The 11426-nt window shown below is 62.2% G+C and carries 7 protein-coding genes and 1 tRNA gene; 7 read left to right on the plus strand and 1 reads right to left on the minus strand.

Translation table 11 applies throughout. The features are described 5' to 3' along the window. The first annotated feature begins 1 nt into the window (after position 1). From nuoL to ABIV12_RS00385, 4 genes are all read left to right on the plus strand, one after another. Positions 2–2041, plus strand: a complete 2040-nt coding sequence (nuoL, locus tag ABIV12_RS00370) for an NADH-quinone oxidoreductase subunit L (protein WP_348055062.1) — start codon at positions 2–4, stop codon at positions 2039–2041. Between the two features lie 21 nt (positions 2042–2062). Beyond that, positions 2063–3571 (plus strand): NADH-quinone oxidoreductase subunit M, encoded by a 1509-nt coding sequence (locus tag ABIV12_RS00375; protein ID WP_348055064.1) that lies wholly within the window; start codon positions 2063–2065, stop codon positions 3569–3571. 7 nt (positions 3572–3578) lie between these two features. Beyond that, positions 3579–5057: an NADH-quinone oxidoreductase subunit NuoN gene (gene nuoN, locus ABIV12_RS00380; RefSeq protein ID WP_348055066.1), complete on the plus strand. Its 1479-nt coding sequence runs from the start codon at positions 3579–3581 to the stop codon at positions 5055–5057. 51 nt (positions 5058–5108) lie between these two features. After that, positions 5109–5185, plus strand: a tRNA-Met gene (locus tag ABIV12_RS00385). 178 nt (positions 5186–5363) lie between these two features. Here the strand turns inward: ABIV12_RS00385 and ABIV12_RS00390 are convergent. Further along, positions 5364–6020, minus strand: coding sequence for a hypothetical protein (locus tag ABIV12_RS00390; protein ID WP_348055068.1), 657 nt, complete (start codon positions 6018–6020; stop codon positions 5364–5366). A gap of 637 nt (positions 6021–6657) precedes the next feature. On the opposite strand from ABIV12_RS00390, the gene rimP reads away from it, so the two are divergent. The 3 genes from rimP to infB form a co-directional block, all read left to right on the plus strand. Continuing rightward, a complete protein-coding gene (gene rimP / locus ABIV12_RS00395) occupies positions 6658–7176 on the plus strand; it encodes a ribosome maturation factor RimP (RefSeq protein WP_348055070.1) in 519 nt (172 codons plus the stop codon). Between the two features lie 98 nt (positions 7177–7274). Further along, complete coding sequence (gene nusA, locus ABIV12_RS00400; RefSeq protein WP_348055072.1) at positions 7275–8768, plus strand: transcription termination factor NusA; 1494 nt, start codon at positions 7275–7277, stop codon at positions 8766–8768. 131 nt (positions 8769–8899) lie between these two features. Beyond that, positions 8900–11426 (plus strand): translation initiation factor IF-2 (gene infB / locus ABIV12_RS00405; RefSeq protein ID WP_348055074.1); only part of this gene is annotated, 2527 nt, incomplete at its 3' end.

The raw sequence follows: 11426 nt of genomic DNA on the forward strand, positions 1-11426 counted from the left end.
GATGCCGCTCTCCAAGACCCTGTTGCTCGCGATCGTTCTCGCGCCGCTGTTCGGCGCGCTCGTTGCAGGCCTGTTCCGCAACGCGATCGGACGCATTGGCGCGGCCAGCATCACCATCGCAGGCGTCGCACTGTCGTGCGCGCTGTCATTCTTCGTGCTGTACCAGCTGGTCTGGGGTGGCGCCGCCGCGTTCAACGAAAATCTCTACACGTGGTTCCAGATCGGCGATCTCGGCGCCCACGTGGGGTTCCTGGTCGACCGGCTGACCGCGATGATGATGGTGGTCGTCACGTTCGTATCGCTGATGGTGCACATCTACACGATCGGCTACATGGCCGAGGACGACGGTTTCCAGCGCTTCTTCAGCTACATCGCACTGTTCACGTTCTCGATGCTCATGCTGGTGATGAGCAACAATTTCCTGCAGCTCTTCTTCGGTTGGGAAGCGGTCGGGCTTGTCTCGTATCTGCTGATCGGCTTCTGGTTCACGCGGCCGACCGCGATCTTCGCGAACATGAAGGCATTCCTCGTCAACCGCGTCGGTGACTTCGGGTTCCTGCTCGGCATCGCCGGTGTTCTGTTCTGGTTCGGCTCGCTCGACTACGCACAGGTCTTCGCCACCGCGTTCGACAATGGTGCAGGCCCGAAAACCGTCGAGATCCTTGCCGGCCACCCGTGGCAGGTGTCGACGGTCGTCTGCATCTGCCTCTTCATCGGTGCGATGGGCAAGTCGGCGCAGGTGCCGCTGCATGTGTGGCTGCCAGACTCGATGGAAGGCCCGACGCCAATCTCCGCGCTGATCCATGCGGCGACGATGGTGACCGCCGGCATCTTCATGGTCGCGCGCATGTCGCCGCTGTTCGAGCTCTCGGAAGCGGCGTTGTCGTTCGTGCTGGTGATCGGCGCGACCACCGCGTTGTTCACTGGCCTGATCGGCATCGTGCAGAACGATATCAAGCGTGTCGTTGCGTATTCGACGTTGTCCCAGCTTGGCTACATGACCGTCGCCCTCGGGGTTTCGGCGTATGCCGGCGGCGTTTACCATCTGATGACGCATGCATTCTTCAAGGCTCTGTTGTTCCTTGGCGCCGGCTCGGTGATCGTCGCGATGCACCACGAGCAGGACATGCGCTACATGGGCGGTCTGCGCAAATACATGCCGATCACCTGGATCACCATGTGGCTGGGCTCGCTGGCCCTCGCCGGTGCGCCGGGTTTTGCAGGGTTCTTCTCGAAGGACGCCATCATTGAAGCGGTCGGCGAATCCCATCGAGTCGGAGCGGGCTACGCGTATGTCTGCGTATTGGCCGGCGTCTTCGTGACCGCGCTCTACAGCTTCCGTCTGTTGTACATGACGTTTCATGGCAAGGAACGGTTCGTCGTCGACACCCATCACGGGCACGGCCACGACGACCACCAGGGACATCACGATCCCGGCCATCTCGCGCATGCACCGCACGAATCGCCATGGGTGATCACGTTGCCGCTGATGCTGCTTGCGATTCCTTCGGTGCTGATCGGATGGACAACCATTGGACCAATGCTCTTCGGTGGCTGGTTCGGTGGCGCGATCCATGTCGACGAAGCACACGATGTGCTGAAGGAACTGGGTGGCGAATTCCACGGCCCATTGGCGATGGTGATTCACGGATTCACGCAGGCGCCATTCTGGATCGCGTTCGCCGGCTTCGCGGTCGCAACCTGGATCTGGCTGCTCGACCCCGGTCTCGCCGACAGGGCGAAGAGCACGTTGCGGCCGGTCTTCACAGTGCTCGCCCACAAATACTGGATCGACGAGATCTACCAGGCAGTGTTCGCCCGCGGCGGTCTCGCACTCGGTCGCGCGTTGTGGAAGGGCGGTGATGTCGGAATCATCGACGGCCTCGCGGTCGATGGGTCGTCGGCGCTCGTTGTCCGCACCGCAGCGACCGTTCGCTGGCTGCAATCGGGGTACCTCTATCACTACGCCTTCGCGATGATCCTCGGCCTGATCGCGCTGCTCGGCGGCGTGTGGTGGGTCGTCGGCCACGCCGCGCCCTGACCGACCGGGAACAGACGAATCATGCTTGCTTCACATCTTCTGAGTCTCCTGATCTGGCTGCCGATCCTCGGAGCGATCGCTGTGCTCGCGTTCGGTCGCGAGCCCGGCGTCGCGCGCTGGTTGTCGCTGCTTGTCGCGCTCGCAACATTTGCTTGCTCGATCCCGTTGTGGACCGGCTATCTGCCGGCCGTACCCGGCATGCAGTTCGTCGAGAGCATTCCGTGGATCGCGGCGCTGAAGGCGAACTACGCGCTCGGCGTGGACGGCATCTCGATCGCACTGATCGTCCTGACCGCATTCACCAGCGTTCTGGTGATCATCGGGTCGTGGGGGCCGATCGACAAGCGCGTCTCGCAGTACATGGCTGCGATGCTCGCCCTCGAAGGCTTGCTGATCGGTGTGTTCGCAGCAACCGACGCGTTGCTTTTCTATGTGTTTTTCGAAGGCATGCTGATTCCGATGTTCATCATCATCGGTATCTGGGGCGGCCCGCGGCGTGTGTATGCAACGCTGAAGTTCTTCATCTACACATTTCTCGGCTCGATCTTCATGCTCGTCGGGCTGATCTATCTGCACATGAAAACCGGCGAGTTTTCACTCGCTGCGTTTTCGCATGCGGGCCTGTCCACCAAGGAGCAGGCCTGGCTCTTCTTCGCATTCCTGATCGCGTTCGCAATCAAGGTGCCGATGTGGCCCGTGCACACCTGGCTGCCGGACGCGCATGTCGAGGCACCGACCGGCGGCTCGGTGATCCTGGCGGCGATCATGCTGAAGGTCGGTGGCTACGGTTTCATCCGGTTTTCGCTGCCGATCACGCCGGACGCATCGCAGGAATACGCCTGGGTGGTCGTGGCGATGTCGCTGATTGCGATCGTCTACATCGGCTACGTCGCGCTGGTGCAGGAAGACATGAAGAAGCTGATCGCGTACTCGTCGATCGCGCACATGGGCTTCGTCACGCTGGGCATCTTCATCGCACTCGCGCTGGTGCGCAGTCACGGCAATCCCCTCGGCGCTCGTCTCGCAATTCAAGGCGCGATGGTGCAGATGATCTCGCACGGCTTCGTCTCCGGCGCGATGTTCTCGTGCATCGGTGTGCTCTACGATCGGCTGCACACGCGCATGATCAAGGACTACGGTGGCGTCGCCAACGTGATGCCGTGGTTCGCCGCATTCGCGGTGTTCTTTGCGATGGCCAACTGCGGCCTTCCCGGAACGAGCGGGTTCGTCGGTGAATTCATCGTGATCCTCGCCGCATTCCAGGACAACCCGTTGATCGCGGCCGTCGCCGCGTTCACGTTGATCATCGGGGCGGCGTACACCTTGTGGCTGGTCAAGCGGGTGATCTTCGGCGCAGTCGGCAATGAAAAGGTCGCGAAGATGCAGGACCTCGACATGCGCGAGTGGGTCGTGCTGGGCGCATTCGCCGCAGGCGTACTCCTCGTCGGCGTCTATCCGAAACCGCTCACCGATTTGATGGAACCCGCGGTGCTGCAGCTCGTGCAGCAGCTCGGTCTGACCAAGGCATGAGCCATCCATGATCGCTTTCAATCCCGCTGACCTGTCGACGATGTTGCCCGAGCTGTTCCTGCTCGGAGCGACCTGCGTGATCCTGCTGGTCGACCTGTTCATCAAGCCGTCGCAGCGTGACGTCACGCATTGGTTGTCGGTTGCCGCGCTGACGGTGGCCGGCGTGCTCGTGTGCCGCGGTGCGCCCGCGGACGGTCAGACGGTCGCAGCGTTCAACGGAATGTTCCTGCGCGATGGAGTCGCAACGGTTCTCAAGGTGTTCGTGCTTCTGACGACCGGCCTGGTGTTCCTCTACAGCCGCGACTATCTGCGGCAACGCAAGCTGCACGTTGGCGAGTTCTACCTTCTGCTGCTGTTCGCGACGCTCGGCATGATGCTGCTGGTGTCCGCAGGCAACCTGGTGACGATTTATCTCGGGCTCGAATTGCTGACCCTCAGTTCGTACGCGCTGGTGGCGCTCAATCGGGACTCGTCGATTTCCAGCGAAGCGGCCATCAAGTACTTCGTCCTCGGCGCCCTGGCCTCCGGTCTTCTGCTGTACGGCATGTCGATGATCTACGGCGCTACCGGCACGCTCGATCTTGCGAAGATCCATGCGGTCGCCGACTTCGCCACCAACGGTCCGCACCGGACACTGCTCTCGTTCGGCCTGGTGTTCCTGGTGGTTGGCGTCGCATTCAAGCTCGGTGCCGCGCCGTTCCACATGTGGCTGCCCGACGTCTACCAGGGCGCACCGACTGCCGTGACCTTGTTCGTCGGGTCCGCGTCGAAACTTGCGGCATTCGGCATGACGTGGCGTCTCCTCGATGGCGCGATGGGCGGCATGCACGATCAGTGGACTCTCATGTTGAGCGCGCTCGCGGTGCTTTCGCTGGCCGTCGGCAACGTGTTCGCGATTGCACAGACCAATCTCAAGCGGATGCTTGCCTATTCCACCATCTCGCACATCGGCTTCCTGTTGCTCGGTTTCGTCAATGGCACGCCTGCGGGCTATTCGGCAGCGATGTTCTACATGGTCAGCTATTCGCTGATGGCCGCAGTGGCCTTCGGCATGATCATGTTGATGTCGCGCGCCGGATTCGAAGGCGAGGAGATCGACGACTTCAAGGGGCTCAACCAGCGCAACCCCTGGTACGCGGGCGTGATGGCGATTGCGATGTTCTCGCTGGCCGGCGTGCCGCCGCTGTTCGGCTTTTTCGCCAAGCTGATGGTACTCAAGGTGGTCATCGACGCCGGGCAGATGTGGCTGGCCATTGTTGCGATCGTGTTTGCGATCATCGGGCTCTTCTATTATCTCCGCGTGGTCAAGGTGATGTATTTCGATCCTCCTCTCGACGACTCAGCACTTCAATTGCCCGACGATCGCTCGTTCCGCTACCTGCTTTCACTGAACGGTCTCGCGTTGCTGGTTCTCGGCGTGGCGTGGGGTCCGTTGCTCGATTGGTGCAACCGCGCATTGTCGGTCGGAGTCGATATCGCGCGCTGAGCGAGCGGCTATTGCCTGATTGAGCGCGGGTCGTTAGAATCCACGGCTCGGTGCGGGGTGGAGCAGTCTGGCAGCTCGTCGGGCTCATAACCCGAAGGTCGCAGGTTCAAATCCTGCCCCCGCTACCATTGATGGTGTATCTGCTCCCATTCCGGCGTCGACCGCGCCACGGTGTTTTCCTGACCACGCTGCCGAGCCGCTCGCATCGAGCGTTGCTGACGGCGCGTCGTACGGCAGAAGACAGACGGCATTCCTTTCGACCTGCTTTCCGCGTTCACACTTCGGCGGGGCGCTCGCGTCGGCGACTTACAGCTGGTAACCCGGCGAGTTGGTCAGACAGATCATGTGCGCGTGCGTGCCCTCGTGTCTGATGTTGAAGTAATAGGTTTCGCCCGGCATTGCGGCTACGCCGTTGGTGTGTGGAAGAACGACGATTTTCTTCAGCGCATTTCCCGGAGCCACATCGACGATGGCGTTGCTGAAGTCGCCGGGGTTCACGCTCACCGAAGCGGTCAATGGCGCCGATAAATCATTTCCGTACGTCGCGGCAAAGATCATGGCAATCGCGTCACTGTCGTCGGCCGTGAATGCCATGGAGATGTATTCGCCGGGCAATACCGTGTTGATGCACAGTGAAACCAGCGCACCGGGGAACGGAACCGTTTCGGCGGTGCGTGGGTCGCCGTCCCCGAGAACGAGCTCGAAGTCGGAGACGCTGATCGTATGGTTGGGGTATGGCCGCACTCCCAGCGTCGGGTATGTCACCCACGCGACCCTCTTCCGTCCGTCAGGCTCGATCCACGGCCCTTCCAGTCCGTCGGTGAAGATCCGGAGGGAAGATGTCGTCGCTTCCTGCGGATCGGCTGCGTCGTCGGTGGCATTGGCCATCACAGGCAAGCAAAGTACCGCCGCGGCCAGCAGCATGCCGATGCGGCCATCTGAGCGTCTTTGGAATGGGTTCAATGGACTGCTCCCTGCGTCGGTGCGCCTTTCTGGTCGGCGGTTGGTGGTGGATATCTGTAATTTCGGCTTCTTTTCGCGAACGAACGTTCCAGCCGAATGTGGGATGGACCCGCTTGAGTGCGCCGGGTTCCATTGTGCACCTGATTCCGCGGAATGGCCTGTCGGTGACCGTCGGCGGAAGCAATCGACCATGCCGCCTGCCAGGCAAGGCATGGTTCTGGCGACAGCACGGCATGGCCTCGGCGATGTTGCGGAAAGTGGGCGGTGGGCCTATCATCTGCGGCTCGGTTTCCCGGGTGGCGGGATCTTGAGCAGCTCTGCCACCTGGAGCACGGCACCCGCTCTGGTTCCAACGGCTTCAGGGAAAGGCCACCTTGCGTGGCCTTTTGCTTGCCGGATGCCGGGCGACCAGCATTGTCGCCGTGATTTTCGCGGTCGGGATGGACCGCAACGCTTGACCCAGCGCAGGATGCGCGCCTGTCGCAGGACAGATCGCCGGTGGATACAACGGCGGACTACGGAATGGGCCTCGTGCCCATTTTTTGTTTGTGTTTTCCCAATTTCTGAAGAGTGCGGCCATGGATGGGCGCTCTTTGCTTTTCGCGGTCAGGACGATCGCAACGATATCCTTGAAACCATGGAATTGATCGAACTCCTCACGCCTGCGATCACCGATCTTGGTCTGGAACTGGTTGGTATCGAGTTCAGTCCGAATTCGGCCGGAAGCGTGCTGCGCGTGTACATCGACGAGCCGGAGCGTGGCATCACGATCGAGGATTGCGAACGGGCCAGCCGCGAAATTTCGGCGCTGCTCGACGTCAATGATCCGGTCGCCGGGCACTACACGCTGGAGGTGTCTTCTCCGGGTCTCGAACGTCCGCTGTTCACCCCGGAGCATTTTTCGCGGTTCATCGGTGAAGTGGCAAAGATCAGCGTCAACCTTCCGATGGATGGACGGCGCCGGTTCCAGGGTCCGATCCGCGGCGTCGACGGTGATCGCATCACGATCGATCAGGACGGCACGCAGGTTGTGATCGCGCATCCGAACATCGGCAAGGCGCGATTGGTGCCCGATTACGCCGCACTCGGCATGGTGCAGGCGCGGCCGGAACCGCAAGGTCTGGAAAAGCCGGCACGGCGGCGAAAAAAGTATTGAACCGGATGCGTGAAGAATCATCGCGATTCCGCAACAGGGAATCGTGATCTCGTCGAAGCCGTTCCGCCCGCGGACTGCGGTCGTGAAGGAGTCAGGAAATGAGTAAAGAGTTGCTGCTGGTCGTCGATGCGGTCGCCAATGAAAAGGGTGTGCCGAAGGACGTGATTTTCGAGGCGATGGAAGCCGCTCTCGCGTCTGCCGCGAAGAAGCGCTATGCGGAAGAGGATGTCTCGGTGCGCGTCGCGATCGATCGTGACAGTGGCGATTACGAGACCTTCCGCCGCTGGGAAGTCGTGGCCGACGATGTCGTGATGGAATCGCCCGATCGCCAGATCCGCATGATGGACGCAGAAGACGAAGCGCCTGGCACCGATATCGGCGGGTTTGTCGAGCAGCCGATCGAAAATCCCGACTTTGGCCGCATTTCCGCCCAGGCGGCCAAGCAGGTGATCGTGCAGCGTGTGCGCGAAGCCGAACGTGCGCTGGTGGTCGATGCCTACAAGGATCGCATCGGCGAGCTGATCACCGGCATCGTCAAGCGCGTCGAGCGCGGCAGCGTGTTCCTCGATCTCGGAGGCAATGCCGAAGCATTCGTTCCGCGCGACCGCGCGATCCCGCGCGAAGCGGTGCGTACCGGCGATCGTCTGCGCGGTTATCTGTATGAAGTGCGTTCGGAACTGCGGGGTCCGCAGCTGTTCGTGTCACGCACTGCGCCCGAACTGATGATGGAGCTGTTCAAGCTCGAAGTGCCGGAAGTGGGCCAGGGCCTGGTCGAGATCAAGGCCTGCGCGCGTGACGCCGGTGATCGCGCGAAGATCGCGGTGCTCGCCCACGACCATCGGACCGATCCGATCGGCGCCTGCATCGGCATGCGCGGCTCGCGCGTTCAGGCCGTGTCGAACGAGCTCAACGGCGAGCGTATCGACATCGTGTTGTGGAACGACAGCCCGGCGCAATTCGTGATCAACGCGATGGCGCCGGCAGAAGTACAGTCGATCATCGTCGACGAGGAAAAGCACTCCATGGATATCGCCGTCGCCGAGGACAAGTTGTCCCAGGCGATCGGGCGCGGTGGCCAGAACGTGCGGCTTGCGAGCAAGTTGTCCGGCTGGCAGCTCAACGTGATGACGGCCGACCAGGTGCGCCAGAAGAGCGAAGCGGAGCAGGAATCCGCCCGCGAGCTGTTCGTCACCAAGCTTGAAGTGGACAACGAGATCGCGCAGATCCTGGTGCAGGAAGGTTTCTCGACAGTCGAGGAAATCGCCTACGTGCCAACCGCGGAACTGCTCGGAATCGAAGGATTCGACGAGGACATCGTGGAAGAGCTGCGTGCGCGCGCACGCGATGCGCTGCTCACCGATGCACTGGCAGTCGAGGAAAACATCGACGATCACAAGCCGGCGCAGGATCTGCTGGCGGTGGAAGGCATGGAAGAGGCGCTCGCGTTCGAACTCGCCTCGCATGGCATCGTCACGCGTGAAAACCTCGGCGACCTCGCGACCGACGAATTCATGGAGTTGGGGATCGAGGGAATCGACGAGGATCAGGCTTCGGGTCTGATCATGGCAGCCCGCGAGTTGGCCGCTTCATAGCATTGCAGGAGTTGCGGGGCCGGCTCTTGCCGGTGCCGCCACGCAGTAGTCGGAGTCATACGGCCGCTTGTGCGAAAGCGCCGCTGGGATAGTCGCTGCAAGCTTCGCACGAGTCACGGAGTACGAAATCGATGTCGGACGTCACGATCAAACAGCTGGCCACGGTCCTCGGAACGCCGATCGACAAGTTGCTCACGCAGCTCGCCGAGGCAGGCATGAAGTTTTCCGACCCGGAACAGGTCATCAGCAGCACCGAGAAGGTGAAACTGCTCGGATTCCTGCGCCGGACGCACGGCAAGCAGGAAACGCCGGTGGAGGAAACCTCGGCGCCGAGACAGATCACGCTGAAGCGGCGAACCGTCAGCGAGATCACGGTGGTTCCCGGCCAGCGTGGCGCGACCGCGAAAACGGTCAACGTGGAAGTGCGCCAGAAGCGCACCTACGTGAAGCGAAGCGCGATGGAGGAAGAAGCCAACGCGCACATCGACCCGGAACGCGAGGATGCCATTCGCAAACTCGGCGAATCGCAGCTCAGGCGCGATGCTGAAGAAGCGACGCGTACGGAGAGCGATCGCCGTCGCCAGGAAGAGGAAGCGAACCTTCGCGCGGCGGAGGACGCGCGTCGTGCGGCCGCGGAAGAGGAGGCACGCAGCAAGGCGCCGGTGCAAACCGAGGCTGCAGCACCCGCCGAGCCGGCGGCAGCCGCACCGGTTCCAGCCGGCGTGCGCGAAGCGCCGGCCCGCGAGGCGGAGCGGCCGCGCACCGATCGCCCGCGTCCGCACTCCGGAGCACCGGGTGCCGCAGCGCCGGGTGGCGCGCCTGGGGCCGCCGACCATCGTCACAAACCCAAGCACGGTTCCCACCGGATGCGCGAGGACGGTCCGGCTGAAACGCCGGGCGGCAAACGCTACTTCGGCAACGAGCTGCACTTGTCGCAGGAGGGTGCCGCGCGGCGCACCGGTCGCAAACGGCCCAAAGCACGGACCGGCGAGCAATCGCGCACCGGCCCTGCCCATGGCTTCTCGCGACCGACCTCGCCGATGGCGCGCGAAATCGCCGTGGGTGAAACGATCCTTGTTGCCGATCTCGCACAGAATCTCGCCGTCAAGGGTGCCGATGTCGTGAAGGCTCTTTTCAAAATGGGAGTGATGGTCACGATCAACCAGGCAATCGATCACGACACTGCGGTGCTCGTGGCAGAAGAACTCGGTCACAAAGTCGTTGCAGCCGAAGACACCAGCGCGGAATCGACGCTCATGGCACATCAGGCGGGTTCCGAAGGCGATCAGGCGGCGCGTCCGCCAATTGTCACGATCATGGGTCACGTCGATCACGGCAAGACGTCGCTGCTGGATTACATCCGTCGCACCAAGGTCGCTTCGGGTGAAGCCGGCGGCATCACCCAGCACATCGGCGCGTATCACGTGGAGACCGATCGCGGCGTGATCACGTTCCTCGACACGCCAGGTCACGCGGCGTTCTCGTCGATGCGTGCACGTGGTGCCCAGTCGACCGACATCGTGATCCTGGTCGTCGCAGCGGATGACGGCGTCAAGCCGCAAACCGTCGAAGCGATCCAGCATGCGCGCGCTGCCAAGGTGCCGCTGATCGTCGCGATGAACAAGATGGACAAACCCGAATCGAATCCCGATACGGTCAAGCAGGGTTTGGTCCAGTACGAAGTCGTGCCTGAAGAATGGGGTGGCGACACACCGTTCGTGCCGGTATCGGCGAAGACTGGCGACGGCGTGGACAATCTGCTGGACGCGATCCTGCTGCAGGCCGAAGTGATGGACCTGCGTGCAGTCGCGGACGGGCGTGCCAGTGGAACGGTGATCGAGTCGAGTCTCGACAAGGGGCGTGGTCCGGTTGCGACGGTGCTCGTGCAGCAAGGCCTTCTGAAGAAGGGTGACTTCCTGGTCTGCGGAATCGAGTACGGCCGCGTGCGCGCGCTGTTCGACGAAACGGGCGGACAGGTCGAAGCCGCAGGACCGTCCATTCCGGTGCAGGTTCTGGGTCTCTCGGGCGTGCCGGCAGCTGGCGACGACTTCGTCGTGGTCGCCGACGAGCGTCTGGCCAAGGATGTCGCTTCGCAGCGCATGCACAAGCGCCGCGAGACACGTCTGGTGTCGCAGGCGGGCAACCGCATGGAAGACATGGTTGCGCAGATGGGGCAGGGCGAAGGCCAGCTCACGCTGAATCTTGTCGTCAAGGCCGACGTGCAGGGTTCCGCGCAGGCGCTGCGCGAATCGCTGGTGGCGATCACCACCGATGCGATCAAGGTCAACGTGATTGCATCCGGCGTCGGCGGCATTACCGAATCCGATGCAACACTGGCCGCGGCGTCAAAGGCGGTGATCATCGGCTTCAACGTGCGTGCGGATGCGTCGGCGCGGCGCATCATCGAATCGAACAAGCTGGATCTGCGCTACTTCTCGATCATTTACGACGTGATCGATCAGGTGAAACAGGTCGCCACCGGTCTTCTCGGCATGGAAGTGCGCGAAGAGATCATCGGCGTCGCCCAGGTTCGCGACGTGTTCCGCAGCTCGAAGTTCGGCGCGGTTGCTGGCTGCATGGTCATCGAAGGCACGGTCAAGCGCACCAAGCCGATCCGCGTGCTGCGCGACAACACGGTGATCTTCCAGGGCGAACTCG

The sequence above is a fragment of the Dokdonella sp. genome (assembly GCF_039926425.1).
GTDB lineage: Bacteria > Pseudomonadota > Gammaproteobacteria > Xanthomonadales > Rhodanobacteraceae > Dokdonella_A.

What these genes read in the sequence shown, in the direction of transcription:
- nuoL (WP_348055062.1), top strand. Translation starts at nt 2, where the DNA reads ATGCCGCTCTCCAAGACCCTGTTGCTCGCGATCGTTCTCGCGCCGCTG.
- ABIV12_RS00375 (WP_348055064.1), top strand. Translation starts at nt 2,063, where the DNA reads ATGCTTGCTTCACATCTTCTGAGTCTCCTGATCTGGCTGCCGATCCTC.
- nuoN (WP_348055066.1), top strand. Translation starts at nt 3,579, where the DNA reads ATGATCGCTTTCAATCCCGCTGACCTGTCGACGATGTTGCCCGAGCTG.
- rimP (WP_348055070.1), top strand. Translation starts at nt 6,658, where the DNA reads ATGGAATTGATCGAACTCCTCACGCCTGCGATCACCGATCTTGGTCTG.
- nusA (WP_348055072.1), top strand. Translation starts at nt 7,275, where the DNA reads ATGAGTAAAGAGTTGCTGCTGGTCGTCGATGCGGTCGCCAATGAAAAG.